A 24,945-nucleotide genomic window follows, 5' to 3' on the forward strand; every position below is an offset into this window, starting at 1 on the left:
TTCGTCAGTGACCGCTGAAGTCTAGCATACGGCTTTGGGAGGAGGCTTGGATGACTTCAAGTTTCAACGTTCACCACGCTGCCGGGTATGAGCAGCTCATGGGCCGCTGGAGCCAAAGGCTCGCGCCGCTGTTCATCGACTTTGCGGGCCTTAAAGACGACGAAAAGATCCTCGACGTCGGTTGCGGCACCGGCAGCCTGACCTTCGCGCTCGTCAAGGCCGCTGACCTACGTGAGGTCGCCGCGATTGACTTTTCAGCCGTTTTTGTCGAGGAGGCAATCCGGCGCAACTCCGATCCGCGGATAAAAATCCGTCAGGCGGATGCCTGCGCCCTGCCCTTTGAGGACGGCGCGTTCGACCGTGCCCTGGCCCTGCTCGTGCTCCATTTCGTGCCCGAAGCCGGCAAGGCAGTCGCCGAGATGCGCCGCGTCGTGCGGCCGGGCGGCGTGGTCGCGGCGACGGTATGGGACCATCTCGGCGGCATGCCGGGGATGCGCATGATGATCGACACGGTGGCGGTGCTCAGCGAAGGCGGACGCCAGCTGCGCGCCCGCTATTGCACGCAGCCGATGATGCAGCCCGGTGAAATGAAACGGACCTTTGTCGAGCAGGGTCTCCGCGACGTTACGGAGACCGAGCTGATGATCCGCATGGACTATCAAAACTTCGACGATTACTGGGCGCCGATAGCCGCCGGCGAAGGGCCGCTTGGCAAGTATGTGGCCACGCTCGATCCAGAAGAGCGGGCGCGCGTCGACGCCGCCATGCGCGACGCCTACGAGGCCGGCCGGCCCGACGGCCCGAGATCCTTTGCGAATGTCGCCTGGGCCTGCCGCGGCATCGTTGCCTGACCGGCCGGCAGCCGGGATGCATTCATCGCACAGGAAGCATCGCTCTCCTCGCGCCAGCTTGTCCCGCTGTTGACGGGACGGCCTGCGCTTCGGCGCCGCTGGATCCGCCAAGGGTGGTTGCGTTAGCCGATCCCGTAGACCAGCCCGACGCGCCCGTCCGAAAGCTGCTCCAGTTTGCGCAGTTCGAGCCCACGACGATTTTTCGCCGTCCCAAACAGCGCCTTTCCTTCACCGGCGAGCAGCGGATAGACGATCAGCCTGAGCTCATCGACCAGCCCGGCATCGATAAGGCTCGCGGTAATTTGGGCGCCGCCCATAAGATAGATGTCTTTGCCGGGCTTCTGTTTCAGCGCAGCGATATCCTCGAAATTCCGCACGAAGCGCGTCTTTGGCCAGGCGGCCGAAGTCATTGTGTTCGACAGCACATAATGCGGGGTCTGCGCGGCGAAGCGGGCCCATTCGAGCTCGGCCGGCTTCGGCAATTTGCCGGTCATCGGCAGAGGCTTGTCGGGCTCGTTCTGGATGGCGCTCCAGTAGCGCTCGTAGCCGGCATACATGACGCTGCCAAGCAGGCAGGCGTCGATTTGCGGCGTCAGGCCATATTCGTCCGACCACGCGTCGACCCAATCGGCATAACCCTCGGGCCCCTCCATCTTGCCGTCGACGGAAATTTTCATTCCAGCGATCAATTTGCGCATGACTTCCTCCATCAGGCTTGCGGGATGCAAGCACGTTTCATCGTTGCTTCGTGTTGCTGGCGGCGACCTCAGGGATGGACGCCGCGAATTACATCAGGCCGGCAGGCGGCGGTCGTATTCTTCCCGCAGGCGGCTCCAGCCGTCCCAGAACGAGGTCGGCGTCTTGCCAGCCAGGCGGGCGGCCAGTAGGTCGAGATGCATGTGCCAGCCGGCCGTGATGTTGAGCTGGATTGCACGTTCCGGCAGGCGGCGATGGACAACGGTGAGCAGCACATCGCTACCCTTCGCCTCCAGCAAGAAGGAGACGCCGCCGGTATTTCCCCAGGTGATGGAAAGCTTGCGCGGCGGATCGAGTTCGGTGATCCGGCCGTCCATCCGATGCTCTTCGGGAAAGCTCGCGGGGCGCTCGCCAGGCGGGTCGGTCAGCTCGTCGTTACGCCAGACCAATTCGAACGAGCTGCCCGCCTTCATTTCCATCTGCCCCGCTGCCATCCACTGCCGGCGCAGGTCACTCTCGGTGAGATAGGCCCAGACGCGCTCGATGGGTCCGGGCAAAAGGCGTTGGATAGTGAACGTGGCGGGCTCGCTTAGCGCGCCATAGGCGTCGATGCTTCTCATCTGGTTCATTGCTCGTCTCCTTCTTTCGGATTGGGCGATTTCCTGGGCTCATCCTGGGCTTTGCGTGCGTCCTCTTCGCGAAGAAGGCGTTCGAGGACATCGAGACGACCTGTCCAGAAGCGCTCGTAGAAGCTGAGCCACTGATGGGCGCTGGCCAGCGGTCCGGGGGCTAGTCGGCACAGATGCGTGCGGCCCCTCACCTCTCGACGAATAAGCCCTGCGTTCTCCAGCGTCTTGATGTGCTTGGAGGCCGCCGCGAGCGACATCGCGAAGGGTTCCGCCAGCTGGCTTACCGTTTTCTCGCCATCGGCGAGATCGCGAAGCATGTGCCGGCGCGTGGCGTCGCCGAGGGCGTGAAAGACCGCATCCATCTGAGGTGTTTGTAATTCAACCATGTAGTTGAATATAGACGCACGCTTTGAGATAGTCAACCGTTTGGTTGAATAAATTACGTGAAGCCCGCGGGGCCGTTTGCGCCATCGAGCGCATCGACGTGACGGGAGATACGGACGGCCCGCGACAGTAAGGGCGAGGCCCTTATTTGCCGTTGAAGAAACTGTGGATCGCGGCTTCCAGCCTTTCGATAAGCTGAGGGTTGTGGCAGCTGCCAGCCCAGATCAGGGCGTTTAGCCTAATCTCTTTGTTGATAAAGCTCACTTTCCCAGAATCCAGCAGGTATTCCGCGATCTCGTAGTGTCGCCCTTTGATAGCCTCGATGAGCGCGTTGTTTCTCCCCGTCTTGTCGGTCAGATTTACTTCCGCGCCTTTCTCCACGAGCAACTTGACGACTTCGAGATGCCCGTTCTTCGCCGCCTCGATAAGAGCCGTTCTGCCGTAGTAGTCAGCTCGCGCGTTGATCTCTATTTGGGGGTGTCTCACGAGGCCTGAGATACACGCGTAGTGTCCCTTGGCCGACGCAAGGCTCAAGGGCGTGCTCTTCCACTTGTTTCTGGCATTCACATCGATTTCCGGGTCTTCGATCAGTACCTCGACCACCGCTGTGCGGTCATTGAGGGCTGAAAGGTGAAGTGCAGACCAGCCGCCGTCGTCCGACTGATTGATGTCGGCGCCAGCCGCCAATTCCGATCGAACCGCATCCGCATCGCCTTGTTCTGCCGCGACCAGCAGGGGCGACCAGTCTCTTGCTCCTTCGGCTTCCAAGCTGTTGGTCAACGCAGTTGCCTCCTCGAATAATCCACAGAATACCACAGAAATCCGCGACAGCGGGATCGTCCTGAATGGAGTTCCCCGGACTCCGTGGGTCACAGAGAGCTGTCGGCCCGAAGCGGAGGCTCAGCGCTTAACGTCCCTCTCCTCACATTCTCCTGATATCGACTGGCTTTGGCAGCCATCCAGACTAGATAGAGCGTGCGCCGGGCGGAACGATGCAGAAGGACGTGAACATGCCTGAACAGATTACCCTGAATAGACCTGAACAGATCAGATTGAACGACGGCTCCGCCATTCCGCAAATCGGCCTCGGCGTGTGGCAGGTCGATCCAGCCATCACCGCCAAGGTGGTGCGCTGGGGAATCGAGGCCGGCTACAGACTGATCGACACCGCCGAAGGCTATCAGAACGAGGAAGGTGTCGGGCAGGCGATCCGCTCGGCCGGCGTGCCGAGAAGCGAGTTGTTCATCACCTCGAAACTGCGCAACGGCGCGCATCAACGCGACGCCGCCTTGCGCGCCTTCGACGGGACGATGAGCAAGCTCGGCATCGAACAGATCGACCTGTTCCTGATCCATTGGCCGGTACCCAGCCAGGACAGATATGTCGAGGCCTGGAAGACGCTGATCGAACTCAGGCAATCAGGCCGCATCAAGTCGATCGGCGTTTCGAACTTCAACCAGGACCATCTCGAACGGATCATCGGCGAGACCGGCGTCACGCCGACCGTCAACCAGATCGAGCTCCACCCCCGCTTCCAGCAGCGTGACAAACGTGAATTCCACGACAGGCACAACATCCGCATCGAGAGCTGGAGCCCGCTGGGCAGCGGCCGGCTGTTGAGCGATCCGACGCTTGAAAGCATCGCCAGGAAACACGGCAAGTCGGTGGCGCAGACGATCGTCCGGTGGCATCTTCAGGAAGGCTTGATCGTCATTCCAAAGTCGATCCACCAGGACCGCATCGCCGCCAATTTCGATGTCTTCGATTTCGAGCTGGAAGCGAAGGACCTCGAGCTAATTCGGGGCATGGATTCGCCCGACGGCCGCACCGGCCCGAACCCCGCTACCGCTGCATTCCTGTTCTGAGGGCCGACAGTGAAGCTGCCGATCTCCCCCTTGAGGGCCCCTTGAGGGGGAGATGGCCGGCAGGCCAGAGGGGGTGCTGTCCCGCCAGCGATCAAAACTACCCTTCCCGCTAGCTCATATCCCGGAGCCATCCACCAGCGGCACATCTTCGCCCTCCCAGGGGCTCGGCATCGATCCCTTGCTGAGATTGGCCGACGGCAGCGGCATCCAGCACTTCAGTTCGGGTTCGGCATATTCGACGATGCGTCCTGGCGACGAATCGGAAGCGCGCCAGCCTTCGCTGCCGAACTGATCGGCGCGGGCCCAGTAAGCCATGTCGACCTCGGCCGGACCCTGTTCGGACGGCCGAACCGTGACAAGGATTCTGCTGCCGTCCCTTGGCGCGCTCGACATGTGGCGCCACTGACCGGGCTCGTCCATTGCATTCCTCCTGCGATCTTATCCTCGAACGGATAGTCGCTTCGCGCTCGGAAGCGGTCAACCCGAACTTTTTTGCCTGAAGCAAAACCCTGCCCCCCCTCGTCGCGGAACAAGTCATGGCACGCCGGGTTTGGGCAAGTTGTTGAAGGAAGCAAAATGAGACCAGCGCCCCGACCGATCCTTACCATTGTTGCACGGCAGGCCGCGTCTTTCGTTCGCAACCCGGTCCGGTCGCAATGAGGCAGGCCGGCTCTGACCATTCCCACCCACCGAAGGAGGGCAAAGACGGCATAGGCCGAGCGCTCGGCCTCGGCCTGATAACCGGGGCAGCCGACGACGATTGTTCTGCAATAGGCACCTATGCCAGCGCCGGCGCCCGCTTCGGACCCGACCTGCTCTGGACGGCTCCGGTGACGTTGCCGATGATGTATGTGGTCGTCTACCTGTCATCGAAGCTTGGCCAGGTATCCGGGCGCGGATTGTTCCACGTCATCAAGGACTTCTATCCGCGGTGGCTGCTCTGGTCGGTGCTGTTGGGTGTGCTCGTCGGCAACACCATCGAGGCAGCGGCGGATCTTGGTGGAATGGCGGCCGCGATCAACATGTTCGTGCCACTTCCCATCCCGCTGATCGTGCTGTTCGTCGCCGCCATCATCTTCGCCCTCCAGGTCTTCGGCTCCTATACTTTGATCCGCAACATCTTTCGGTGGCTGGCGTTGGCGCTGCTCGCCTATGTCGGTGCCGCCATTCTGGCCAAGCCGGACGCCGCGGCCGTACTGCGCGGAACGCTGCTTCCGCGGATCGAATTCAACCGTGAGTTCCTGTCGATCCTGGTCGCCATCATCGGCACGACGCTGTCCGCCTATCTCTACACGTGGCAGTCCAATGAGGAGGTCGAGGAGGAGATTGCCCAGGGGCGAACGACGCTCGGGCAAAGGAAGGGCGCTACCGACAGCGAACTCCGTCGCTCTCGCCGGGACATCCTCATCGGCATGATGTTTTCAAATCTCATCATGTATTTCATCATCCTGTCGACGGGTGCTACGCTCTACAAGGCGGGCCACCACGATATCGACACGGCAGCGCAAGCGGCGGAGGCGCTGCGCCCGCTAGCCGGCCAGGCCGCAAGCGTCCTGTTCGCCGCAGGCGTGATCGGCGTCGGTTTCCTAGCGGTTCCTGTCATGACTACCGGCGCTGCCTATGACGTGGCACAAGCCATCGGCTGGAAAAACAGCCTGCACGCCCGGGCTCGAGAGGCGCCCAAATTTTATCTCGCCATCGGATTTTTTACGGCGATCGCCGCCGGCCTCAACTTCCTCGGCTTCAATCCGATGAAGGCGCTGGTCTGGTCCGGCATAGTTCAGGGCTTCTCGACGCCGCCCTTGCTGCTGCTCATCATGCTGATGACGAACAGCCGGAGGATCATGGGCGACCAGGTGAACAGCCGCAGCACCAACATACTCGGTTGGGCAACGACCGCCGCCATCTTCTCGGCGACGATCGGCCTGGTGGCAACCTGGTTCATGTGATCAGGCAGGACAAAGGGACGCCGCCAGTTGAGTTAACCCGTCCCGCTTGCGGATTGTCCCGGCTTTGCCGGTCCTGGAAATTCCACTACGTCGCCCATCGGCCGTTTGTATTGCACTGCGACAATTGCATCGATCAGATGATCCACAGCCGCACGAGCCGTGCGGCTCGTCTCGTCCTCGCCGCTCAAATAATGGCTGGCTCGTTCAAGATGGAGGTGTGCGGCGGCAAAGTCGCTTGTCATCGGCTTCTCCCTGTTGCCCGCCGGCCGGCAAGATGACCGCCTCGATTTACCCAAAAGCAAATATCCACAGCCGGATTTGAATCAAATTGACCTGATTCACCGCAGCCCGAGGGACAAGGCGCTGGCAGGCCTGTGCGCCGCTGGTCGATGCGCTGCGCCGGCGCAGTACGCCGCATTGAATGAACCAACTACGGGCGGTGTTCCGCAAACTCCGTTCGCTCAATGCGCTACCTTTGAAATTTTCTCGCTCTTTTAATTCTATAAACTCTCTAGACTTAACATAGATCATTTGGACAGGGAGCCAGGAATGTCGAAAAAGCTCGTGGTGGGGCTGTCGGGCAATTTGACCCGGCCATCGAAGACCAAGGCGTTCATCAGCCACATTGTCGGGCAGGCCGCAGAAAGCATCAGTGCGGCCTCCGCCGTCTTCGACATCGAGGATCTCGGCGCGTCCCTGCCGCAGGCAAGGCGCCTCGGCGACCTCGACCCGGCGGCGCGCAACATCGTCGAACGGCTGCTGGGCGCCGACATCCTGGTGGCCGGCTCGCCGACCTTCAAAGGGAGCTATACCGGGCTTTTCAAGCACTTCTTCGACCTGCTCGACCCGTCATCGCTGAGGGGCAAGCCGGTCATCCTTGCCGCGACCGGCGGCGGCGAACGCCATTCGCTGATCGTCGAGCACCAGCTGCGGCCATTGTTCGGCTTCTTCGAGGCGCTGACCGTGCCGACCGCGATCTACGCCTCCGAGAAGGATTTTGCCAATGGCGTGCTGGTGTCGGAAGCCATCCACGCCCGCACCCGGCAAGCGGTCGCCGAGGCATGCCGGGTTACCGGGGTGCCCTACGGCGTCGGCCTTGCCGCCTGAACGCACCACTGACCCGAGATCCACTCCCCGATCCAGCCAGGAGCACGCCGCGATGACCAGATCCACCAAATCCAGGCAAATCAAACTTGGCGCTTTCCTGCCCGGCGGCGGACAGCATATCGCCGCCTGGCGCCATCCCGACGCACCGGCCGACGGCGCCACCAGTTTCGAGTTCCACAAGCAGCTCGCCCTGACCGCCGAGCGCGGCCTGTTCGACGCCTATTTCCTCGCCGACAATCTGACGGTCGGCCTCGGCGCCCGCGAAGGCGGCAACGCCAAGATCGCCGGCTTCGAGCCGGTGACGCTGTTTGCAGCGCTGGCGCCGCTCACCACGCATCTCGGCTTCATCGCCACCGCCTCGACCACCTATGAGGAGCCCTACACGCTCGCCCGCAAATTCGCCTCGCTCGATCATCTGTCGAATGGCCGCGCCGGCTGGAATGTCGTGACCTCGGCCGGCGACGAAACCGCGCGCAACTTCAATCGCGATACGCAGCCTGCCCACGCCGAGCGCTATGCCCGCGCGCATGAGCATGTCGAAACGGTCAAGGCGCTGTGGGACAGCTGGGAGGACGACGCCTTCATCCGCGACAAGAAATCGGGGCGCTTCTACGACAAGGACAAGCTCCACGACATCGACCACAAGGGCCCGCATTTCAGCGTCAAGGGTCCCCTCAATGTGCCGCGCCCAGCGCAGGGGCACCCGGTCGTGGTGCAGGCGGGACAATCCGAAGACGGTCGCAAGCTCGCCGCCGCCTCGGCGGAAGTCATCTTCACCGCTCATCAGAACCTGGCGTCGGCGCAGGAATTCTATCGCGATATCAAGGCCCGCGTGACCGCCGTCGGCCGCGATCCCGAGCAGGTGCTGATCATGCCGGGCGTGGCACCCTTCGTCGGGCGCACAGAAGAAGAAGCGCGCGCCAAATACCAGCAGCTGAACGATCTCATCCTGCCCGAGGACGGCGTCGCCCTGCTCAACGGGCTGGCCGGCCAGACGCTCGACATCAGGGGCTATCCGCTCGATGGACCGCTGCCGCCGAGCAAGGAAACTGAAGGCATGAAGAGCCGCCAGGCGCTGATCCGCCAGATTGCCGACGAGCACAACTTCACCATCCGCCAGCTCTATCAATGGGTGGCGACGGCCCGCGGCCATTATACCGTCATCGGCAGCGCCACGCAGGTCGCCGATCAGCTGGAGGAATGGTTCGGCAACGAAGCCGCCGACGGCTTCAACATCCTGCCGCCGTGGCTGCCCGGCGGGCTCGACGACTTCGTCGAGCTGGTGATCCCCGAACTGCAGCACCGCGGCCTGTTCCGCACCGCCTATGAAGGCAGGACGCTGCGCGAGAACCTCGGCCTGAGGCGACCGGAAAACCCGTGGACCGCCGCCCGCTCGGCCGTGCTGGCCGCCGAATAATTCCACGAAGCCCACTACCCTAGAAGCGAGAGGCAAGACGATGACTTTGCAGCACATCGAACAGGCCGCCAGCCTCGGCACGCGTGACAGCATGACAAGCCTCGGCACGGACTTCCTGCGCCTCGGCGGCCGGGCGGGAATTCGCTTCCTGTCGCGCTACGGCGTCCTCATCGCTTTCCTCGCACTGTGGCAAGTGTCGAGCAGCGCCGGCTGGGTCAACACGGCCGTGCTGCCGCCGATCGACATGATTGTCGCGGCACTTTGGAAGGGGCTGGCCGGCGGCACTCTGCTCGGCGACATCGCCATCAGCCTGCAGCGCGCCGGTCTCGCCTTCGCGGCCGCCGTGCTGGTCGCCATCCCGCTTGGCCTGTTCATGGGACAGGTGCGCGCGGTCGAAACCGCGCTCGATCCCATCCTGCAGGTTTTCCGCCAGACCTCGGCGCTGGCGCTCTATCCGGTGTTCATCCTGCTGCTCGGGCTCGGCGAAGCCTCCAAGGTGTTCGTCATCTTCTGGGCGACGCTGTTTCCGCTGCTGCTCAACACCATCGGCGGCGTCAAGCAAGTCGATCCGAAACTGCTGGAGATGGCGCGCGTCTATGGCGCCAGGCAGCTCACCGTCTTCCGCCGTGTCGTGCTGCCCGGCGCCGTACCGTCGATCTTCGTTGGGCTGAGGCTCAGCGCCACCACGGCGCTGCTGTTGTTGATCGCGTCCGAAATGATCGGCGCCAACAAGGGCATCGGCTTCCAGGTGATGAACGCGCAGTACAACTTCCAGATACCGCTGATGTTTGCGGCAATCGTCATCCTCGCCGGCCTCGGCCTGATCGCCAACCAGGCACTGGTGAGCCTGCAGCGGCGGCTCTGCCGCTGGAGCAATGCCGTCGACTGACCACCCGCCTTTACCAATCTCAACCAGGCCAGAACTCAAATCAGGAAAGACCCGGACCATGAAAATCTCCCGCCGTTCCCTGCTTGCCGGCGCGCCCTTCGCCGCCGGCCTTCTCGCCGCCGGCCTGCCGCGCTTCGCCCTTGCCGAAGCCGCACCCGTCAAGTTCCGCTCCCTCGCCAGCCGTGGCAGCATCTCTCCGCATGAGCTGGCCGGCGAGCTCGGCTATTTCAAAGGCTTCGGTATCGAGGTCGAGAATGTCGGCTATTCCGGCGGCGGCCCGGAATCATTGTTTGCGCTCGCCTCCGGCAGCGTCGATATTGGCTCGGCCGCAACCGCCGCCGTGATCAATTCGATCTCCGGCGGCAACGACTTCGTCGCCGTCTATCCGAGCAACGGCATCAACAGCAAGGTGCGCAGCGTCTTCTACGTGCTCGACGACAGCCCGATCAAATCGATCGCCGACATTGCCGGCAAGACCATCGCCGTCAACACGTTCGGCGCCCATCTCGACTACACCGTGCGCGAGGCGCTGCACAGCGTCGGCCTGTCGCCGGACGCCGCCAATCTCGTCGTCGTGCCCGGACCGCAGCTCGAGCAGACCTTGCGCTCCCGCCAGGTCGACATCGCGGCGCTCGGCTACTGGCAGGCGACGTTTGCCGGGGCGCTGGTCGACAATGGCGGCGTGCGCGGCGTGTTCAACGACACCGACGTGCTGGGCGAGCTGGCCGGCGGCTTCGTCGTGCTCAGGCGCGACTTCATCGCCGCGCATCCCGACGCCGCCCGCAATTTCGTCGAGCAGTCGGCGCGCGCCTCCGACTGGTCGCTGCAGAACCCCGACGAAGCGCGCAAGGTGCTGGCAAATATCCTCGACAAGCGCGGCGAAAACGGCGAGCTGGCGCGCTACTGGACCGGCTTCGGGCTGCGCCAGGGGGCCAAGGCGACGGACCGCGACATCGATTTCTGGGTCAGCGTGCTCGAACGCGACGGCCGCCTGCCAAAGGGTAAGCTGAAGGCAGCAGACATCCTCTACCGGCCCGGCGAAACCAAGACCAACTGACAAGGCCAACCGGCAAGGCAATCAGCTGGGAGATGAGCGCGATGAGCAGCACAAGCGGCGGTGAGGTCAGCATACGCGACCTGTCCAAATCGTTCAGCATCGGCGGGCGTTCGCTTGCCGTGCTGAGGACCCTCAATCTCGACATCCGCTCGGGTGAATGCCTGGTCATCGTCGGCGCCAGCGGGTCAGGCAAGACAACGCTGCTGCGCATCCTGGCCGGACTGGAGGCGGCCGACAGCGGCGGCGTCGCCATCGATGGCAAGCCGGTGCACGGCGTCGGCGCCGAGCGCGCGGTGATTTTCCAGGAACCGCGCCTGCTGCCCTGGCTGACGGTGCTCGGCAACGTCGCCTTCGGCCTCGAAGTGCGCGGCGTGCCGAAGGCCGACGCCGAGGAACGGGCGCGCTTCTATATCGCGCTCGTCGGCCTCGCCGAATTCGGCGATGCGTTTCCAAGGCAGCTGTCGGGCGGCATGGCGCAGCGCGTCGGCATTGCCCGCGCCCTGACCGTGCAGCCCGAGATCCTGCTGCTTGACGAGCCGCTGGGCGCGCTCGACGCGATGACCAAGATCGGCATGCAGGAGGAACTGGCGCGCATCTGGAGCGAGGAGAACGTCACCATGGTGATGGTGACGCACGACCTCGAGGAAGCGATCTACCTCGCCGACAGGGTGCTGATCCTGCCCAAGGAGAAAGGCGGCGCGGCGCGGCTGATCGACATCGACCTGCCCCGCCCGCGCGAGCGCAGCGAAAGCCGCTTCGTACGCTACCGCGAAGAACTGCTGCGCGAATTCGGGCTGCACTGAAAGCCGCCTAAGAGGCTTGGATCCCGCGGCCCGCGAAGCGGGGAGAGGTGTCTCGGCGAAGCCGAGACGGAGATGGGCCTTCCTTCGAGTGCCCTGCACTACGCTCTTTCCTGGAACCGGATTCCCCGCCTCGGCATTTCCTTAACCGGGAGGCAAAGGAGCGCGGCATGAAAGCTTTGTTCGCAATCTTTGGCGGCTTCGTCCTGACGCTCGCCGTATTCGCCAGCGGTCTCGCCTTCGCCACCTGGCTATTGATAGCCAAGCCGGTACCGCCGGCCGCCCCGGTCTCCAGCGTCGCCGAACTGTGGGCCAAGGATCCGCGCCCGGTAAACCCGGCCTCGCAGCGCCTCGAGCGCCTCCCGGCCCGCCCGGTTCCCGTTCGCACCTCGGAAGTTGATCGCACCGCGAAACCCGCCGACACCGCCGCAACTTCGACACCCGACACCACCGGCTCCATCAAGCCGGCGGTGGAAGAGCAGCGGGCGCTGCCCGTCGCCCATGTCGAATGGTGCGCAAGCCGCTACCGCTCCTACAGGCCCGACGACAACCGTTACACCTCCTACAGCGGGCAACAGCGCCCCTGCATCTCGCCCTATCTCGACATCACCGATGACGGCAGCTACGTCGAGGCGACCGATACATCGTCAGTGGAGGGCTACCCGCGGCCGGACGAAACCGGCGACGCCGAGCTCTCATCCGATCACGTGCAATACTGCTTCAGCCGCTACCGGTCATATCGACCGGAAGACAACACCTACCAGCCATATTCCGGCGGGCCGCGCCGGCAGTGCGAGTAGCGCGGGCCGCGGTGGCTGGCGGCCGCAGTGCATGGCGCCTTGTGCGACCCCACCCAACGATCACGCAGATTTCCTGGATCGTTCGGGTTGGCACGGCGTTCATCCGATACCCAAAGGAGAAATCAACATGGGCGACGACCGGGAAGACAAGATTCGTGAGCGCGCATACCAGATCTGGGAACGTGAAGGCGGGATCCATGGCGATCCCGAGCGGCATTGGCACCGGGCCGAGGCCGAGATCGACAGAGAGGCAGCCCTGCCGCTGACGGCAGGCGATGCCCTGCCGGAAACCCGCGAGGTCGCGAGCTCCGACGTCTTGACGGTGGAGGCCCTGGCGGTGCGCACCGGCATATCGGGCGAACAGGCGCAGGAGCTGATCGACAGGCTGGGAAACGACCGGGCGGCGATCGAACACGCCGCGCGCAACCTCAAGGGGAAGCAGGGGCTCGGGGAGTGACAGGATGATCAGAAAACTCAAAGACGGAAAATACCGCCTCTATTCGCGCAAGAAGGACGAAAAGACCGGCAAGCGCCGCAATCTCGGCACCTTCGATACCCGCGAGGCCGCCGAGAAGCACGAACGCGAGGTGCAGTATTTCAAGAGGCATTGAGGGGGCGTTGGTGGCCGGTGCCCGCCAGCCAGTCGCGCGGCATGCCCGGCGGAACCTGAATTCCAGCCCTCACGAGCCGTCGCGAACCCATTACCGCTGCTACAGGCCAAGGGACGACACTACACGTCCCACAGCGGAGAGCAGCGCCCCTGCATCTCGCCCTAACTCGACATCACCGATGACGGCAGCTACGTCGAGGCGAGCGATACGTCGTCGGTGGAGGGTTACCCGCCATCAGATGAACCCGGCGCCGCCGAGTTCTGATCCGACCACGTGCAATACTGCTTCAGCCGCTACCGTTCGTACCGGCCGGCAGACAACACCTATCAACCATATTCCGGGGGTCCACGCAGTCAGTGCGAGTAGCGCGGGCGAGCTGCAACTGGGTTCCATCACAAAGAAAAATGCGCCGACCCTTTCGCCCACAATACGCTTACACAATTGCGGCAATGGTAGCTTTGCCACTCCACACTTAGATTGATCGGAATAGAAGCACAGCCATTGACCCCTTAAATCGCGTAGCTTCAACACCCCGAGCGAAAACTGCCAGGACCTCTCCTCGGGTCCATCTGCTTGCCACGACATTAATTTTGCTGCAGCGATGGCTACTTTAGCTGCTCCAGTTTGGTGCTTTTCATTGGCAGCATGAACATGGCACCTCCTGCGACAATTCCTGACTGTGTTTCCATGGCGCCCCATAGCGCAAGAATGCGTTCCATCTGCTTGACGAGCGGAGCCTTATACAACCCCTTTGACAGAAAGAATCCTACGAGCCGGGAGTTTCGAAAAGCGGCATATTCGACACGATTCCGTGTGATCCGCCGATCACCAGAGATCACGACCCATCTTCCCTCACTGCTAAGTTCTTCGATCCACTCGCGGTCTTTCACACCCGGCCCGAACCGGGCACGAAGATGAACCACCTGGTGATCGCCGTTGAACAGCGCGTGAAGCGCTTTTGCCAGCGCAGGCGGAAGATTCTCGTCAATTAGGACCTTCACGCCGTCCCGAGCGTGCTTTCGAAGCGCACCGCGTCCTTTACGTCCGCCAGCGAGAGCTCAAAAAGCCGAGCGACCCGCTCCTGACTTCCTTCCGCCTCCACAGCCTGAGCAAGGACAATAGTAGGCACACCTGACTCTGCCGCAATTGGCTGCCCAAATGAGCGGTTAGGGTCGACTACGATAGAATCTTTACCATTGAACGGGCGCCAACGAGCGACCGCGTCTTCCTCAATGTCGAGGTCCTTGAACGTGCGTTCGATAATCTGCCCAAAAACGTATTGGCGACGTTTGAGATCGAGCATCTCTCTTTCATCGCTGGCAAATTTGGCACTTTCCAGAAAGATGCTCTTGCCGTCCGTGCGGAATCTGCGGGTCGAAAAGGGATGGTCATCCTTGACGAGTTGACGAGCGAAATCGAGACAGTTGCGAATGGCCAAAAGGCCGACCCCTGCATCTGTGAACACCTTTACAAACCTCAATTCAATGAGGTCACGAAATCCGATCTCGATTTGATCGTTGTCATCAGTCGGCCATTGTATCTGCCAGAGCGGCGGGCTCGTGTATAGTTGGCCCTTTCGGCGATAGCTGTAGCCCTTCATCCATCGCGAGACGTTGATGACGGGCGTGCGAATAAGGCGAGCGGCTTCCTGTATCGTGTAGGAGCCTACTCCAAACAGATCTGTCCCGCGCAGTATCTCTGTTGTTGCCATGGCGCGCACTATCCATCTTTCAGTCCTATTCGCAAGCCATTCCGGCGAACTGGGCTACTCAGGCGTGCCTGCCTCTCCTACCGTGTCCGCCGGCGCGCTCCCTCCACCGCATCCAACCGCTGCTGCAAATGCCCATTCAGCACGATCATCTCCTTCAGCGCCTGTACCGCGTCACCCTTATGCAGTTCAATGAACTTCTCGGCGATGGCCCCAGCGCAGCCTCCTGGCGGCTGTCCAGCGTCACGATGTGATCCATGGCGATGCCTCCGATAGTTTCTGTTCAAATTGAACAAAACGGGAACAAAAATGTTAAGAGCGAATTGACTTGGCGAGGAATGCCTTCCTATTTGTCAGTAGGCGGGGCGGTTGCTCACAAATCGAGGAGAGCCGCGATGGGCAGACGAAAAAGCCGGTTCGACAGGCTGTCGGCGAGGGATGCGGAGGCGATCATCAGGGACGCTTTGAGCCTGCGCCGGACGGTGCTGTCGTCGCAGCTGCATCTGAAGGCGCATGGCGAGCTGTTCTGGCAGCTTTACGGGCTTGTCGAGAAATTGCACGAGGTGCTGGCCAGCGTAGCGGAGAAGGAGCCCGATTATCGGATGGCGGAGCTTGGCCTGCTTCCCCTCCCCGAGGATTACTCGACCCGGAAATGAGCCATGGCCGGGCCGATGGACAGCGTTGGGCGTGCCGCCAAGGCCAACATGCTGCTTATCGTGGAGTGCGGCCACTGCTACCACGTCGGGCGCTTCAGGGCGAATGACGTGGCCCAGGTGGTGGGCTGGAACAAACCGCTGGAAGCGATCAGGTTCAGGTGCAAGCGACGCAGCCGCAAGGACACGACGGTGAAGACGCAGTTCATCGACCAGGATCATCCGCCCAAGGGCTACATCTGGGTGCTGCAGAAATTCAAGCGCTAAAACAATGAGCCTTGCGCCGGCGCCTGCTGCGGAAACTTGATCTGCGTCGCCGGCTTGTCGACGATCACCAGCGCGTCATCGGGCGCCGTGCGCTGCAGGTGTCTTGCCTCCGACCATGGCGCGCTGAGCCAAGCCTCGGTTTCTTCCGGCGTGGTCAGGATCACCGGCATTGCCTTGTCGTGGATCGGCGCGATCAGCGCGTTGGGCCTGGTCGTCATGAAGCCATAGACCTGGTGCTCGGCGGGGCCGTCCTTGACCTTGCGAATGCCCTGCCAGCGCGTCCACAGGCCGGCAAAGAAGAACAGCGGGCGGTCCTCGCCGAGTGCAAACCAGAAGTTGCGCTGAATGCCGGTCTCGGGGTCCTTGTCGCCGGGCGTCGGGCTGGGCTCGGCGAAGCTGGTGACGGGCACCACGCAGCGGTTCTCGATGCCGAGGTATTGCTGCCAGTGGCCGTATTGCGGATTGCGGATATTGGTGGTGCCGTAGTCGGCCTTGCCCTTGACCCGCTCCAGTGGCGTCGGCATGCCCCACAGCAGATTGGCTGATTCGCGTTCGCCGTCCGGCGCATTGCGCACCACCGGGCCTGGCTGGTTGGGATAGATGTCGATGGAGGGTTCGAGATTGCCGAGGATATCGCGCAAGGCGCGGGTCCACTGGCGGATGGCCTCCTGGCTGGTCGTGATGTTGTAAAGATTGCACATTTCAGGCCGTTCCCGGATGCTCAGGCATCTTGTTGGAAACGGCCCGGAATTTCCAGCGCTGTCCGTCGGGTTGCTGACACGGCAGGCCGTGTCAGCAATGGTTTTGTGAGACCTACCGCGCCGATTGTCTCATAGCTTGTGCGGCGACTGCCGCGAGAAAAGCCCTGGCCGCGGCATCGCAGGCCGCTCGGGACGGACCCTTGGCGAAAAGGAGAAGCTCGGCGGCTCGCATGTTGAGCCCGTGCTTTCTCGCGAATGTGACCAGATCGTAGGGTTTGTTGTCGTAAGGCTCGTCGTCGTCGTAGTCGATCGTCAGATCGTAGTTTTCTTTCATTTTCTTCCTCCCTTTAGCGATCTCCCCCCTCCTGTCGCTAACGCAAAATTAACGTCGATGGCGTCGGGCGAGTCTACCAATCAGAGATTGTGTAAAAAATGTACGGGCTCGGATGCTCGCCTCTCGCAACCGGGGCCGCGAGCAATCGCCGCGGACCGGAACGGTCGAAAAAGCCGATTATGATGGCAACGTCGGAAAAGGCTGCCACGGCCTGGTGCTGCGGGGGTGTCCGTCACGCCTACCGTGCCTAATGGCCGTCATTTTCATCTTCCTGGCCCGGTCCGCAAAGCCGGCCTCGTTGGGTTCGGCTAAAGAATAAATCCGGCTAATAACACCGTAAGGAGTAGTGACAGCGGAACGGCTGCAAGACACCAGATCTCCAACGTGTTGTTTTGCCGCGGGTCCATCGTCAGCCTCACTTTTTGGTTTTGTCATTGTGGCACCAACGGTTGGCCGGAGGTAGCGGTTCCAAGCGACGGTGTTCATAGAGCGCTGCCTGTGCTGCATATTAGCAACAGCTTGACGACCGCTGAGCCCTGTACCGCCTGGACAACTTCAGTTGGCGCCGGATTGGATGCGCATTCCGCAGGAATGCAAGCGCCCTCCGCATCAGCCGTGCGGGGATCGGTCGACGCCCATGATCAGCGCCGAGCCGCATGCCCGGAACCCGATGGCTGCATCTATCTCCGGACGAAGTTTCGCTACCGCCGAGCCGATCCGATCTTCACTCACAGCCAGCGATGCCCGTTCGCAGGGACCTAAGTCTGACCTGCCTGCGCAATGGTCCCGTGCACAGGCAGCTTCGGGAACAACTGCGCCCGTCTTCAGTTGATGGCGTCACCTCCTCGAGGAGACATCGGCGCAGAATCAGTCCCTTCATGCGCTGATTGGGGTCCGCCTGCCATTGCTGGATTTGGCAAGCGGACCCTTGGTTCTGTACGCTCCAGATCGAAAGCAGGTAAGCTCGGGACTTATCACCCCAGAAATCCTGCAGAGAAGCATGGCGGAGGTCTTCCTCATCCCTGAGATGCTTGACCTGGCTTGACATTCGAGACGACCTCACAGCGCGCGCAGCGGGTCGCCCTCAGCCCTCCAGCGCCTCGTGCTGGTAAAGCTCGTCCATGCTGAGCGTCGCCAGCGCGGCGAAGGGTGCCTGCTTCTTCACGCGGCCGTGGCTCAGGATCACCACGTCGTCGCAGAACGAGATGGTGCTGCGATGATGGCTGATGACGATGGTGGTGCGGCGGCCGGCGCGCGACTTCAGCGTCTCGACGATCGCCGCCTCCGACAGTCCGTCCACCGCATTGGTGGCTTCGTCCAGGATGAGGATATCGGGATCGCGCACCAGGGCCCTGGCCAGTGCGATCCGCTGCCGCTGTCCCGCCGAGAGATTGACGCCGCGGTAGCCGACGACGGTCCTGTAGCCTTGCGGCAGTTGCTCGATGAAGCCATGCGCTTCGGCCAGTTTTGCCGCGCGCTCGGCATCGTCGGCCGAGGCCGCGTCCTGGCCGTAGACAATGTTTTCGAAAATCGTGCCGTCGACCAGTTCCAGCTCCTGGCTGGCAAGTGCAATGTGCTTTCGCCACTGGCTGGGGTCGATGCGGTCCAGCGGCGATCCATCGACGAGGATCCTACCGCTATCCGGTTCGACGAAGCGGCACAAAAGGTTGACGATCGTCGTCTTGCCGGCGCCCGACCGGCCGATCAGCGCGGTCGAGCGGCCGCTGCGGATATCGAAACTCGCCGCATGCAGCACCACCGCGCGCTGCTCCGAGCCGGAATAGGTAAAGCTGACGTCCTCGAACTTGATGCCTTGGCTGAGCCCGGGGAACGCTGCGCTGCCTTGCGGCGGCGCGGGCTTGTCGGATGGGTCCAGCATCCACGTCACCTCTTCCAGCGATCCGCTCAGGCCCTGCAGCTGTGTCCAGGCCATTTGCAAAGACCGCATATAGGGCTGCAGCCTGTAGAGCAGGATGACGAAGGCGACGATCAGCGGGAAGGAAACATTGGCGAACCAGGCGCCGATCACCACCGCCAGGAACAGCATGGCGTGCAGAACCTCGGTCAGCGGCGGCAACGCTCCCTGACGCGTCAAAAGCACGAACGCCGCCCGGCGCACCGCATCCGATGCCTGGTCGAATGCCGCCTTCTCGCGTTGCTCCTGGCCGAAGATGCGGATCAGCCGCCCGGCATGCACCAGATGCAGCATCTGTGATGCGAGCTGACTGTTGCGGGAGGCGACGCTGCGGCTCGGCGCCTTCAGATTGGCGGACAGCATGGCGTGCGCGACCTGCACCAGCGCCAGGCCCAGCGTGACCAGCAACGTCATCTGCCACGACAGGAGCAGCAGGAAGGTGAGGAGGATGATCGCGGCCGATGCGTTGACGATTGCACCCAGCGTGATCTGCATGGCATCCGAGGCCCGCCAGGATTCGTTGGAGATGATGTTGAGCAGCCGTCCAGGGCTTTGCTGCAGGAAGAACGGGTAGCCTACCCTAAGCAGCTGCTCCGACAGCGCGCTGCGGATCGAATGGCTGGCCTTGCCGTAGATGAAGGTGGTCAGCAGCGTGTTGGCGTAGGCGAACAGATTTTTCAGAACGATCGAGCCGAGGATGGCGACCGATATGGCGATCAGCCGGTCGCGCTCGCTCAGGCTCGCTCCGACATGCTGGAAGACGGCGGAAAAACCAGCCATGCCGGTCTGCCCCTGTTGCCCCATGATTATGTTCAGCAACGGGATGATCAGGCCGATGCCGAAGCCTTCGAGCGCGGCGCTGAGCAGCCCGAGCACCACGACGGCCGGAAGCAGGCGCAACTGCTTTTGCCCGAGCGCGCGGCGCAGCATCGGCAGGCAGGGCGGCATCAGTCGCATGATAGCGGATCACCTCGCTTCGGCATTTGCCTGCTGCTCCTGTCGCATTTCCGTTGTCTTTGGCGATCTCGCCAGCAAAAGCACCGCGAACTTGGCCGCGCCGAGCAGATTCATGCCGATGATCGGCCAGTGCGACAGCTTGAGTTCACGATCGAACAGCGGGCCTTTCCTTAGTTCGCGCAAGGCTGCCCTCATCGACCAGTAGAAATGCCGAAGCAGCCACGGCGCGTGGCGGATATGCTTCAGGCAAAGCCCGCCATTGCCCATGCTGTAATCGCGATGCAGCTTTTCGATGGCCTTGCGGTCGCGCCGGCCGTGATGGTGATAGATGGTCATGTCGGGCACATATTCGACCGGAATGCCGAGCAGCACGGCCCGGACGAGATAGTCCGTATCTTCCGCCGAGCGCAGCGGGCCGCCGGCGCCGAAGCGTTCGTCGAAACGCCCGATTCGGGCGGCAACATCGCGGTGCATCGTCATATTGCAGCCGAGCACGAAGCCACCAGGATGGACATCCGGCGTGAGCCGCGCGCGCACCGGTGACCGCTTGATGGTGAACGGCAGGTCGCGGGGATCGCCAAGCTCGACGCGGCCACCGCGGATGACCCGTTCGCCGGCCGCATAGTGCCGCTGCAGATCGCGCAGATAATCCTTGTGGACCGCGCAATCATCATCGACGAAGACCAGGACGCGGCCCCGCGCCCGCTCCAGCCCGGCGTTGCGCGCGGCCGCCAATCCGGGTCGCGGCTCGCAAATGGCAGTGAACGGGATGTCCGACAGTTCGGCGATGCTGGCCAGGCGTTTGGCCGTGCTGTCGGTCGAGCCGTTGTCGACAACCACCAGCTCGGCGGCAAAGTCGGCATGGGCACGACACGCGGCCTGGATCGAGCTGATGCAGGGCTCGAGTACGGCGACACGGTCGCGGGTGCAGACAATGAAGCTGACCGCCGGCACCGGTCCTTGCTGCGGCCGCGGCGACATGGCCGCCGGCATCATCGAGCGGCCGCGTTGCTGGAGCTGGTGCGATTTGACGAACATGGGTTGCTAGCTCAACTGGTTCGAAGGCAACACCGCCGCGGCCGGCACGGACTGCAGATACCGCGACAGGGCATCCACCTGCCTGGTGACCGACATCGAGGCGAGACTGAAGCGCGGCGCGAAAGCACCGGTGCGAAACACGTACTGCTCGCGGCGCCGGATGAGCTTCCATTTCGCCGTCCGTGTCAGGAATTCATGCATCAGCAGCGGCTGCCTTTCTCCCGCTATCAGCTGATAGAGGAAATAGAACAGGTTCAGCGTGCCGGCCTGGTAGCTCGGCCTCGTCTCGGCCGGAAGCGCGGCTATCCTTTCTTCCAGCGCGAGGATCCATTCGGCGGCACGGCGAATCGTCTCCATCGACAGGACCTCACCGATGGCGCGGAGGTCTTGCGTCTCTTGTGCGAGTCCTTCGCGCTCGAGGTTCTCGGCGACGATCTTCAAATGCGTCCTGCGCATTTCGCGCTTGTGCCGGTTGGTCACGCTGTCGTTATGGATTCGATAAGCGATCAGGCTTTCGGGGATCATGGCCGCCGGGTAGCGGTCGGTCAATCGCCTGAACAGGTCGAAATCCTCGGCGTGCTTATAGCTCTCGTCATAATGTAGAACGCCGTCTTCGATGACCTTCCGGTTATAAACGACCGTTGAATGCATGAAGATCGTGAAGAACATCGACAATATGCGCAGGCTATTGTCGTGGAATATCGGATCGGGCGACCCCCTAACGATGCGGTTGCCGAGCAAGGTATCGAAGCTTGCGCCGCACAGAGCGAGGTCAGGCTGCTGGTCGAACAGTGCTACCTGCCGCGACAGGCGTTGGGGATAGGCGATGTCGTCGGCATCCATCCTGGCGACCAGATCGCCGCGGGCCATGGCCAAGCCTTCGTTCAGCGTTGCGATCAGGCCGCGGTTTTCGCGTGAGACGATCGAGATGCGGCTGTCGGCCTGGCGGTATTTCCGCAGGATCTGCAGCGAGTTGTCGGTCGAGCCGTCATCGATGGCGATGACCTCAAGATGCTTGTAATCCTGGCGCAGGATGCTGCCCAGCGCAGCTGCCAGATAAGGTCCCGCATTGTAGATCGGCAGCAGAACGGAGACTAAGGGAGCAGCCATGATCAGCCCCGATCGGTTCGTTGCAGCTTGCGTGGCAAGCGTGAGGGGCCATCAGGCGGTCCACCCAGATATGCTCCGGCCGTAAGCCATCCGGCATTGCCCACGTCGATGCCTGCCGGGGCGGCGCCTGGGACTCTTCGAGCAACATAGGGGAAGTGGCGCTTGAGGCTGTTGAGCGGCTTTTCGAAAAGCAGCCACGAAGCCGAGGCCAGCATGAGCGTTGCCGTTCCCGCCACCAGTAACCGCCCAGGCCCTTGCTCCGAGACGTTGAGCGGAATCCACGGCTGCGATTTGACGACCAGCGCCAGCACTATCGGATGGTAGAGATAGACGCCGTAGCTGATGCGGCCAAAACCGAGCAGCGGCGGCAGTTCGAGAAGTTTTCCGACGCGACCGCCAATGCCCGTTGAACAGTTTGCAACGATGACCACCAGAGGCGCGACAGGCAGGATCTGCAACAGCAGCCAGAGGCCCCATTCCTGCACCGGATTTGCCGGCGCCGGCGCAAACCACTGCAGAACGAAAAACGCCGCAGCGAGCCCCGGCCAGCCAACTCGAAGCCATTGCGGCAAGCCAGCAGCTCTTGACCTGTAGGCGGCGAGCAGCGCGCCTGACGCCAGTGCATCCATCGACGCCGGCGGCAGCAGGTCGCGCGCCAGGCTGGGCGTTCCCGCGATCGGCCAATAAAAGCGATAGGCCAGCGACAGCGCGATAACGCCGATGCAGATTGCTTCGAGGCGCTGGCGCGGCGCCAGCAGGACTATCAGCGGCCAGGCGATGTAGAACTGCTCCTCGATGCTCAGGCTCCAGAAATGGCAGAGCAGCCAGGGCGTCCATTCATTCTGCGATGCGTACCAGAAGTTCGACAGATAGAGCGCATGCCAGGCCAGCGACCCCCTGGACTGCTCCAGGTCCACCAGCCAGACGAAACCCAGCACGGCGAAATAAGGCGGGAATATCCGCAGCGCCCGCCTGATATAGAAGGATTTCAGCGCCGGTCCGGTTTCGAATTCGGCGGCCACTCTGGCTTCCAGCAGCAGTCGCGTGATCAGAAAGCCGCTCAGCACGAAGAACAGACGCACGCCAATATGACCCCAGAACGAGGCCCCGCCGGCCGCGAAGAAGTGGGCGTACAGCACCATCGTCACGGCGATGGCCCTCAGCGCGTCCAATTGGGTGTCGCGCGCATTTCCCATTAGCGGCGTACGCCGGCGGGACGGCGAAACTGCCAATCGGTCAACATGGCGGCGTCGTTCACGGCGCATTTCCAATCGGTAGCGCCCCCCTCACCGAGAATAGGGCCACCATTGTGCAACGCAACACAAAAAGTTGACATATTTGAAACAGGAACGTGAGACGCGACTAATAAAGCACAAAAAACAGCGGGAACCAGCCCGAATTGTCCATTTTTGACGATTTTCACACGCTGCCTTGGCCGACCAATTTCGGCGGCAGGGGTGCTGCGATGCAACATGCTCGCCGCCGCCGCGAAGCTCGTCCGCTCGATCGCCGCCAGCAGCACCGGCGTCATCCTCGTCACGCATGATCTCTCCACGGTGCGGGCGCTGGCCGACAGGATCGTGGTCCTCAGCCTCGGACGCGTGGCCTATGATGGATCCGCAGGCACCTGAGCGCCGACCATCTGTGGGGTCTCATGGCGAGCGGCACCCTCGCATCCGCCGGGCAATAGGAGGGCGTGTTGAAGGAGGGGGCTGCTTCGCGGCACCCACTCACGCGCAAGCTTCCCGCCTCCGAGTTACGCCTCCTTGCTGGCATTCGCGACCACCACTGCGCGACGCTCCGGCAGCCCCATTCCGACGAGCGCACCTGCGAGTGAGAGCAGAGCGGAAACGTCGATTGCCGAGGTGAAGCCATCACTGAACGCGTCGGTGGACGCGAAGCTTCCGGTCCCGGCGAACACTGCACCGGCGATCGCGATCCCAGATACGCCACCGAGGAAGCGGAATGTATTGAACGTGCCGGCAGCCTTGCCGACCTCCGGCCGGGCGACCGCATTGAGGACCGCATTCTGCGCGGCAGGCATGGCCATCGATACGCCTGCGCCGGTAATGATCAGCGGCGCGACGAGCTGGATGTAGGGCAGATCAGGTGCTGCGATCTGCGCCAGCCAGGCCATTCCAGCCGCTTGCAGGATCAATCCGGCCACCACAAGCCACCGCTCGCCGACGCGGTTGATCAGGCTGCCGGCGATCGGTGCGACCACAAAAAGCGTTGCGGTCCAGGGCAGCAATCCCATGCCGGCGCCGAGCGGCCCGCGGCGCTGGGAAAACTGCAGAAACTGCGGCAACAGGAATACGAGGCCGTACATGGCGGCGCAGAGCAGGAAGTTCGCCCCTACGCCCGAGGAGAATGCGCGCGCCCGAAAAAACCGCAAAGGCAGCATGGGCTCACGGGTACGCAACTGCCAAAGGACGAATGCGATGGCGAGAAGCAGCCCGGCCGTCAGCGCCGACAGCACTTCAGAGCTGCTCCAGCCCACAATGTTGCCGCGCATCAGACCCCAGACCACTCCAAACGCCGCCGCAGTTACCAGGACGACGCCGAGGACATCGATAGCCGTGCCCGGCCCATGACTCTCCGGAATCCGACGCAGCACCAGCGGGATGAGGACGATGCCGACCGGGACATTGAGCCAGAAGATCCAGTGCCAGGAGAGGCCTTCGGAGATTGCACCGCCGGCCATCGGGCCGATGATCAGGGCCAGGCCTGTGATGCTGCTGAAGATACCCAGCGCCTTGCCTCGTTCCTCCGGAGGAAAAGCGACGCTCAGCAGCGCCATGGCCAGCGGCATGACCATTGCGGCGCCCGCGCCCTGAACCGCGCGGGCAGCAATCAGCAATCCGGCATTTCCAGCGAGCGCGCAGGCAACGGACGCTGCGACGAACAGCGCCAATCCGACGATGAAGATGCGGCGGCGGCCGAACCTGTCACCGAGCGCCGCCCCGGTCATGAGCAGGACGGCAAAACTCAAATTATAGGCATTCATCGTCCATTGCAGCGTCTCCAGCGAGGCATCGAGTTCGACCCGCATCGTACTTAATGCGGTCGCCACGACCATCGCATCGAGAACGACCATCAAGGAGCCTATCGACGTGAGGGCGAGAACCCAGACCTTCGTTGATGCCGCACTTTGCTTGTTCATGACTGTGGCGCCTCCGGCTTGAACAGAGGGCCTACAAGGTTCGC

At 62.5% G+C, this 24,945-nt stretch carries 29 protein-coding genes and 1 pseudogene; 15 read left to right on the forward strand and 15 right to left on the reverse strand.

The genetic code is table 11. The features are described 5' to 3' along the window. The first annotated feature begins 50 nt into the window (after positions 1 to 50). Positions 51 to 851, forward strand: a complete 801-nt coding sequence (locus tag NKJ35_RS22680; protein ID WP_352649614.1) for a class I SAM-dependent methyltransferase — start codon at positions 51 to 53, stop codon at positions 849 to 851. 122 nt (positions 852 to 973) lie between these two features. Here NKJ35_RS22680 and NKJ35_RS22685 read toward each other — a convergent pair whose 3' ends face one another. The 4 genes from NKJ35_RS22685 to NKJ35_RS22700 all read right to left on the reverse strand — a co-directional run bounded on the left by NKJ35_RS22685 (position 974) and on the right by NKJ35_RS22700 (position 3,340). Then, positions 974 to 1,549 (reverse strand): dihydrofolate reductase family protein, encoded by a 576-nt coding sequence (locus NKJ35_RS22685; RefSeq protein ID WP_352649615.1) that lies wholly within the window; start codon positions 1,547 to 1,549, stop codon positions 974 to 976. A gap of 93 nt (positions 1,550 to 1,642) precedes the next feature. Further along, positions 1,643 to 2,176, reverse strand: coding sequence for an SRPBCC family protein (locus NKJ35_RS22690; protein ID WP_352649616.1), 534 nt, complete (start codon positions 2,174 to 2,176; stop codon positions 1,643 to 1,645). Further along, complete coding sequence (locus NKJ35_RS22695; RefSeq protein WP_254819404.1) at positions 2,173 to 2,562, reverse strand: ArsR/SmtB family transcription factor; 390 nt, start codon at positions 2,560 to 2,562, stop codon at positions 2,173 to 2,175. Before NKJ35_RS22695 ends, NKJ35_RS22690 begins: the two co-directional genes overlap by 4 nt. 142 nt (positions 2,563 to 2,704) lie before the next feature. Then, entirely contained in the window at positions 2,705 to 3,340 is a 636-nt protein-coding gene (locus tag NKJ35_RS22700) for an ankyrin repeat domain-containing protein (protein ID WP_352649617.1), read from the reverse strand. Between the two features lie 230 nt (positions 3,341 to 3,570). On the opposite strand from NKJ35_RS22700, the gene NKJ35_RS22705 reads away from it, so the two are divergent. Continuing rightward, positions 3,571 to 4,425 (forward strand): aldo/keto reductase, encoded by an 855-nt coding sequence (locus tag NKJ35_RS22705; protein ID WP_352649618.1) that lies wholly within the window; start codon positions 3,571 to 3,573, stop codon positions 4,423 to 4,425. 114 nt (positions 4,426 to 4,539) lie between these two features. On the opposite strand, the gene NKJ35_RS22710 is transcribed toward NKJ35_RS22705, so the two are convergent. Continuing rightward, entirely contained in the window at positions 4,540 to 4,845 is a 306-nt protein-coding gene (locus tag NKJ35_RS22710) for a hypothetical protein (RefSeq protein WP_023677305.1), read from the reverse strand. A gap of 236 nt (positions 4,846 to 5,081) precedes the next feature. Here NKJ35_RS22710 and NKJ35_RS22715 point away from each other — a divergent pair, with 236 nt between their 5' ends. From NKJ35_RS22715 to NKJ35_RS22760, 10 genes and pseudogenes are all read left to right on the forward strand, one after another. After that, the gene (locus tag NKJ35_RS22715; protein WP_352649619.1) at positions 5,082 to 6,374 is read left to right on the forward strand and encodes an Nramp family divalent metal transporter; all 1,293 of its coding nucleotides are present in this window, start codon (positions 5,082 to 5,084) and stop codon (positions 6,372 to 6,374) included. A 549-nt stretch (positions 6,375 to 6,923) separates the two neighbouring features. Then, on the forward strand, positions 6,924 to 7,481 hold the full coding sequence (gene msuE, locus NKJ35_RS22720) for an FMN reductase (RefSeq protein ID WP_352649620.1): 558 nt from the start codon (positions 6,924 to 6,926) through the stop codon (positions 7,479 to 7,481). Positions 7,482 to 7,533: 52 nt separating this feature from the next. Then, positions 7,534 to 8,898, forward strand: a complete 1,365-nt coding sequence (locus NKJ35_RS22725; protein ID WP_352649621.1) for an LLM class flavin-dependent oxidoreductase — start codon at positions 7,534 to 7,536, stop codon at positions 8,896 to 8,898. Positions 8,899 to 8,989: 91 nt separating this feature from the next. Beyond that, on the forward strand, positions 8,990 to 9,787 hold the full coding sequence (locus NKJ35_RS22730) for an ABC transporter permease (protein ID WP_352649669.1): 798 nt from the start codon (positions 8,990 to 8,992) through the stop codon (positions 9,785 to 9,787). Positions 9,788 to 9,845: 58 nt separating this feature from the next. Then, positions 9,846 to 10,844 (forward strand): ABC transporter substrate-binding protein, encoded by a 999-nt coding sequence (locus tag NKJ35_RS22735; RefSeq protein WP_352649622.1) that lies wholly within the window; start codon positions 9,846 to 9,848, stop codon positions 10,842 to 10,844. 32 nt (positions 10,845 to 10,876) lie between these two features. Continuing rightward, entirely contained in the window at positions 10,877 to 11,647 is a 771-nt protein-coding gene (locus tag NKJ35_RS22740; RefSeq protein WP_352649623.1) for an ABC transporter ATP-binding protein, read from the forward strand. 167 nt (positions 11,648 to 11,814) lie between these two features. After that, positions 11,815 to 12,444: a BA14K family protein gene (locus NKJ35_RS22745; protein ID WP_352649624.1), complete on the forward strand. Its 630-nt coding sequence runs from the start codon at positions 11,815 to 11,817 to the stop codon at positions 12,442 to 12,444. 127 nt (positions 12,445 to 12,571) lie between these two features. Continuing rightward, on the forward strand, positions 12,572 to 12,901 hold the full coding sequence (locus NKJ35_RS22750; RefSeq protein WP_352649625.1) for a DUF2934 domain-containing protein: 330 nt from the start codon (positions 12,572 to 12,574) through the stop codon (positions 12,899 to 12,901). A gap of 4 nt (positions 12,902 to 12,905) precedes the next feature. Then, positions 12,906 to 13,055 carry a hypothetical protein gene (locus NKJ35_RS22755; RefSeq protein WP_023677295.1) on the forward strand — a complete coding sequence of 50 codons (150 nt, stop codon included), beginning with the start codon at positions 12,906 to 12,908 and terminating at the stop codon, positions 13,053 to 13,055. 270 nt (positions 13,056 to 13,325) lie between these two features. Further along, positions 13,326 to 13,421 (forward strand): annotated as a pseudogene (locus NKJ35_RS22760) (BA14K family protein); the annotation flags it as partial. Between the two features lie 239 nt (positions 13,422 to 13,660). Here the strand turns inward: NKJ35_RS22760 and NKJ35_RS22765 are convergent. Together NKJ35_RS22765 and NKJ35_RS22770 are read right to left on the reverse strand one after the other, a co-directional pair. Next, entirely contained in the window at positions 13,661 to 14,056 is a 396-nt protein-coding gene (locus tag NKJ35_RS22765) for a DUF5615 family PIN-like protein (RefSeq protein WP_352649627.1), read from the reverse strand. Then, positions 14,053 to 14,766 carry a DUF433 domain-containing protein gene (locus NKJ35_RS22770; RefSeq protein ID WP_352649628.1) on the reverse strand — a complete coding sequence of 238 codons (714 nt, stop codon included), beginning with the start codon at positions 14,764 to 14,766 and terminating at the stop codon, positions 14,053 to 14,055. The genes NKJ35_RS22765 and NKJ35_RS22770 overlap by 4 nt, the downstream gene beginning before the upstream one ends. A 392-nt stretch (positions 14,767 to 15,158) precedes the next feature. Between NKJ35_RS22770 and NKJ35_RS22775 the strand changes: the two genes are divergently transcribed. After that, a complete protein-coding gene (locus NKJ35_RS22775; protein ID WP_352507145.1) occupies positions 15,159 to 15,419 on the forward strand; it encodes a hypothetical protein in 261 nt (86 codons plus the stop codon). A gap of 3 nt (positions 15,420 to 15,422) precedes the next feature. After that, entirely contained in the window at positions 15,423 to 15,683 is a 261-nt protein-coding gene (locus NKJ35_RS22780) for a hypothetical protein (protein ID WP_352649629.1), read from the forward strand. Here the strand turns inward: NKJ35_RS22780 and NKJ35_RS22785 are convergent. The 7 genes from NKJ35_RS22785 to NKJ35_RS22815 all read right to left on the reverse strand — a co-directional run bounded on the left by NKJ35_RS22785 (position 15,680) and on the right by NKJ35_RS22815 (position 23,212). After that, positions 15,680 to 16,384, reverse strand: coding sequence for an SOS response-associated peptidase (locus tag NKJ35_RS22785; protein WP_352649630.1), 705 nt, complete (start codon positions 16,382 to 16,384; stop codon positions 15,680 to 15,682). The genes NKJ35_RS22780 and NKJ35_RS22785 overlap by 4 nt on opposite strands. A 112-nt stretch (positions 16,385 to 16,496) precedes the next feature. Next, positions 16,497 to 16,718: a hypothetical protein gene (locus NKJ35_RS22790; RefSeq protein WP_254819423.1), complete on the reverse strand. Its 222-nt coding sequence runs from the start codon at positions 16,716 to 16,718 to the stop codon at positions 16,497 to 16,499. Positions 16,719 to 17,802: 1,084 nt separating this feature from the next. Further along, complete coding sequence (locus NKJ35_RS22795) at positions 17,803 to 19,590, reverse strand: ABC transporter ATP-binding protein (RefSeq protein ID WP_502904664.1); 1,788 nt, start codon at positions 19,588 to 19,590, stop codon at positions 17,803 to 17,805. A gap of 9 nt (positions 19,591 to 19,599) precedes the next feature. Continuing rightward, positions 19,600 to 20,571, reverse strand: a complete 972-nt coding sequence (locus NKJ35_RS22800; protein WP_352649671.1) for a glycosyltransferase family 2 protein — start codon at positions 20,569 to 20,571, stop codon at positions 19,600 to 19,602. Between the two features lie 63 nt (positions 20,572 to 20,634). Continuing rightward, complete coding sequence (locus tag NKJ35_RS22805) at positions 20,635 to 21,738, reverse strand: glycosyltransferase family 2 protein (protein WP_352649631.1); 1,104 nt, start codon at positions 21,736 to 21,738, stop codon at positions 20,635 to 20,637. Positions 21,739 to 21,740: 2 nt separating this feature from the next. Next, positions 21,741 to 22,934 carry an acyltransferase family protein gene (locus NKJ35_RS22810; RefSeq protein WP_352649632.1) on the reverse strand — a complete coding sequence of 398 codons (1,194 nt, stop codon included), beginning with the start codon at positions 22,932 to 22,934 and terminating at the stop codon, positions 21,741 to 21,743. Continuing rightward, positions 22,934 to 23,212 carry a hypothetical protein gene (locus NKJ35_RS22815; protein ID WP_352507139.1) on the reverse strand — a complete coding sequence of 93 codons (279 nt, stop codon included), beginning with the start codon at positions 23,210 to 23,212 and terminating at the stop codon, positions 22,934 to 22,936. The genes NKJ35_RS22810 and NKJ35_RS22815 overlap by 1 nt, the downstream gene beginning before the upstream one ends. Between NKJ35_RS22815 and NKJ35_RS22820 the strand changes: the two genes are divergently transcribed. Then, complete coding sequence (locus NKJ35_RS22820; RefSeq protein WP_352507138.1) at positions 23,211 to 23,369, forward strand: hypothetical protein; 159 nt, start codon at positions 23,211 to 23,213, stop codon at positions 23,367 to 23,369. The two genes, NKJ35_RS22815 and NKJ35_RS22820, sit on opposite strands and share 2 nt — an antisense overlap. 125 nt (positions 23,370 to 23,494) lie before the next feature. Here the strand turns inward: NKJ35_RS22820 and NKJ35_RS22825 are convergent, their stop codons facing one another. Further along, positions 23,495 to 24,901, reverse strand: coding sequence for a DHA2 family efflux MFS transporter permease subunit (locus NKJ35_RS22825; protein ID WP_352649633.1), 1,407 nt, complete (start codon positions 24,899 to 24,901; stop codon positions 23,495 to 23,497). Positions 24,902 to 24,945 lie beyond the last annotated feature (44 nt).

Origin of the sequence: Mesorhizobium sp. M0136, from assembly GCF_040322515.1 — a bacterium.
Lineage (GTDB): Bacteria > Pseudomonadota > Alphaproteobacteria > Rhizobiales > Rhizobiaceae > Mesorhizobium.

What these genes read in the sequence shown, in the direction of transcription:
- NKJ35_RS22680 (WP_352649614.1), top strand. Translation starts at nt 51, where the DNA reads ATGACTTCAAGTTTCAACGTTCACCACGCTGCCGGGTATGAGCAGCTC.
- NKJ35_RS22685 (WP_352649615.1), bottom strand. Translation starts at nt 1,549, where the DNA reads ATGCGCAAATTGATCGCTGGAATGAAAATTTCCGTCGACGGCAAGATG.
- NKJ35_RS22690 (WP_352649616.1), bottom strand. Translation starts at nt 2,176, where the DNA reads ATGAACCAGATGAGAAGCATCGACGCCTATGGCGCGCTAAGCGAGCCC.
- NKJ35_RS22695 (WP_254819404.1), bottom strand. Translation starts at nt 2,562, where the DNA reads ATGGTTGAATTACAAACACCTCAGATGGATGCGGTCTTTCACGCCCTC.
- NKJ35_RS22705 (WP_352649618.1), top strand. Translation starts at nt 3,571, where the DNA reads ATGCCTGAACAGATTACCCTGAATAGACCTGAACAGATCAGATTGAAC.
- NKJ35_RS22710 (WP_023677305.1), bottom strand. Translation starts at nt 4,845, where the DNA reads ATGGACGAGCCCGGTCAGTGGCGCCACATGTCGAGCGCGCCAAGGGAC.
- NKJ35_RS22715 (WP_352649619.1), top strand. Translation starts at nt 5,082, where the DNA reads ATGAGGCAGGCCGGCTCTGACCATTCCCACCCACCGAAGGAGGGCAAA.
- msuE (WP_352649620.1), top strand. Translation starts at nt 6,924, where the DNA reads ATGTCGAAAAAGCTCGTGGTGGGGCTGTCGGGCAATTTGACCCGGCCA.
- NKJ35_RS22725 (WP_352649621.1), top strand. Translation starts at nt 7,534, where the DNA reads ATGACCAGATCCACCAAATCCAGGCAAATCAAACTTGGCGCTTTCCTG.
- NKJ35_RS22730 (WP_352649669.1), top strand. Translation starts at nt 8,990, where the DNA reads ATGACAAGCCTCGGCACGGACTTCCTGCGCCTCGGCGGCCGGGCGGGA.
- NKJ35_RS22735 (WP_352649622.1), top strand. Translation starts at nt 9,846, where the DNA reads ATGAAAATCTCCCGCCGTTCCCTGCTTGCCGGCGCGCCCTTCGCCGCC.
- NKJ35_RS22740 (WP_352649623.1), top strand. Translation starts at nt 10,877, where the DNA reads ATGAGCGCGATGAGCAGCACAAGCGGCGGTGAGGTCAGCATACGCGAC.
- NKJ35_RS22745 (WP_352649624.1), top strand. Translation starts at nt 11,815, where the DNA reads ATGAAAGCTTTGTTCGCAATCTTTGGCGGCTTCGTCCTGACGCTCGCC.
- NKJ35_RS22750 (WP_352649625.1), top strand. Translation starts at nt 12,572, where the DNA reads ATGGGCGACGACCGGGAAGACAAGATTCGTGAGCGCGCATACCAGATC.
- NKJ35_RS22755 (WP_023677295.1), top strand. Translation starts at nt 12,906, where the DNA reads ATGATCAGAAAACTCAAAGACGGAAAATACCGCCTCTATTCGCGCAAG.
- NKJ35_RS22770 (WP_352649628.1), bottom strand. Translation starts at nt 14,766, where the DNA reads ATGGCAACAACAGAGATACTGCGCGGGACAGATCTGTTTGGAGTAGGC.
- NKJ35_RS22775 (WP_352507145.1), top strand. Translation starts at nt 15,159, where the DNA reads ATGGGCAGACGAAAAAGCCGGTTCGACAGGCTGTCGGCGAGGGATGCG.
- NKJ35_RS22780 (WP_352649629.1), top strand. Translation starts at nt 15,423, where the DNA reads ATGGCCGGGCCGATGGACAGCGTTGGGCGTGCCGCCAAGGCCAACATG.
- NKJ35_RS22785 (WP_352649630.1), bottom strand. Translation starts at nt 16,384, where the DNA reads ATGTGCAATCTTTACAACATCACGACCAGCCAGGAGGCCATCCGCCAG.
- NKJ35_RS22790 (WP_254819423.1), bottom strand. Translation starts at nt 16,718, where the DNA reads ATGAAAGAAAACTACGATCTGACGATCGACTACGACGACGACGAGCCT.
- NKJ35_RS22795 (WP_502904664.1), bottom strand. Translation starts at nt 19,590, where the DNA reads ATGCGACTGATGCCGCCCTGCCTGCCGATGCTGCGCCGCGCGCTCGGG.
- NKJ35_RS22800 (WP_352649671.1), bottom strand. Translation starts at nt 20,571, where the DNA reads ATGTCGCCGCGGCCGCAGCAAGGACCGGTGCCGGCGGTCAGCTTCATT.
- NKJ35_RS22805 (WP_352649631.1), bottom strand. Translation starts at nt 21,738, where the DNA reads ATGGCTGCTCCCTTAGTCTCCGTTCTGCTGCCGATCTACAATGCGGGA.
- NKJ35_RS22810 (WP_352649632.1), bottom strand. Translation starts at nt 22,934, where the DNA reads ATGGGAAATGCGCGCGACACCCAATTGGACGCGCTGAGGGCCATCGCC.
- NKJ35_RS22820 (WP_352507138.1), top strand. Translation starts at nt 23,211, where the DNA reads ATGCTCGCCGCCGCCGCGAAGCTCGTCCGCTCGATCGCCGCCAGCAGC.
- NKJ35_RS22815 (WP_352507139.1), bottom strand. Translation starts at nt 23,212, where the DNA reads ATGTTGCATCGCAGCACCCCTGCCGCCGAAATTGGTCGGCCAAGGCAG.
- NKJ35_RS22825 (WP_352649633.1), bottom strand. Translation starts at nt 24,901, where the DNA reads ATGAACAAGCAAAGTGCGGCATCAACGAAGGTCTGGGTTCTCGCCCTC.